At 30.5% G+C, this 868-nt stretch carries 2 protein-coding genes; both read right to left on the bottom strand.

Translation table 11 applies throughout. The features are described 5' to 3' along the window. Window positions 1-170 precede the first annotated feature (170 nt). A complete protein-coding gene (locus CVN76_RS01445; RefSeq protein ID WP_100530129.1) occupies window positions 171-500 on the bottom strand; it encodes a hypothetical protein in 330 nt (109 codons plus the stop codon). After that, the coding region (locus tag CVN76_RS01450) for a ParA family protein (RefSeq protein ID WP_198512413.1) at window positions 493-868 on the bottom strand (376 nt) is incomplete at its 5' end. The genes CVN76_RS01450 and CVN76_RS01445, both read right to left, overlap by 8 nt.

An 868-nucleotide genomic window follows, 5' to 3' on the forward strand; every position in this document is an offset into this window, starting at 1 on the left:
AAAAAAACGTATTTACACCAATTGTTTAGATTTTTGCTGGTTTATTACAATTTAATTACTTATAATAGGAATATTGTTGCTATAACTTGGATAAGTGCCATTATTCACCGTAAAACGAAAAAAAGACGCTCTGCAAAGCGTCTCTAATGTAAAACTATTGATAGGTATTATTACTCTTGTTCCATGTTTGCTTCAAATTCAGTTAAAAACAGTCTAAGCGCTTGATTGATTGCCATAGTCTTAAAGCCTTTAGGTTGTTTTTTACTGAGTGCATTAAAACTCTTTAATAAATCTTTTTCGACTAAAAAAGTCGCCCTCTTATGTGTATCTTCAATACCTTTTCTATTCTTTTTCTCGTCAACTTCATTTTTAAATTTCCTGGCTGCTGCTTCTAATTTATCCTCTTTTACTTCAACTTCTGACACTGAGCTTTGTGTGTTTAATGATTTCTTTGCTTCTTCGGCCAAAGAGAATTGATTATTTAATTTTCCGTTACTCATAAATTAAATCCTCCAGTTCTTTATATAACAATTCATAAGTCTTTATCTTTTTGGTCTGCCGCTTTAATAGAGTAGCAGGCCTTTTAAAATAAGCGGTCGCATTTGGGAATTGTATTGTTCTAGGAATTAAAGTTTTAAACATTCTTATATTCTGTTTTTCTGCATAATTGTAAGCTTGCTCCAATAATTCTTTATGTAATTTTGTACTACTATCAACCATAGTTCCGACGATCCCTACTATTTCTAATTCAGAATTAACATTGGCTTTAAAATCGTTTACTACTTCTATTACGTTAATTAATCCATTTACGCCGAATAGTTCGGGCATAAAGGGAATAATAATTTGATCACTAACTTTTAATATATTC

Source organism: Bacillus sp. mrc49, assembly GCF_002803435.1.

What these genes read in the sequence shown, in the direction of transcription:
- CVN76_RS01445 (WP_100530129.1), bottom strand. Translation starts at nt 500, where the DNA reads ATGAGTAACGGAAAATTAAATAATCAATTCTCTTTGGCCGAAGAAGCA.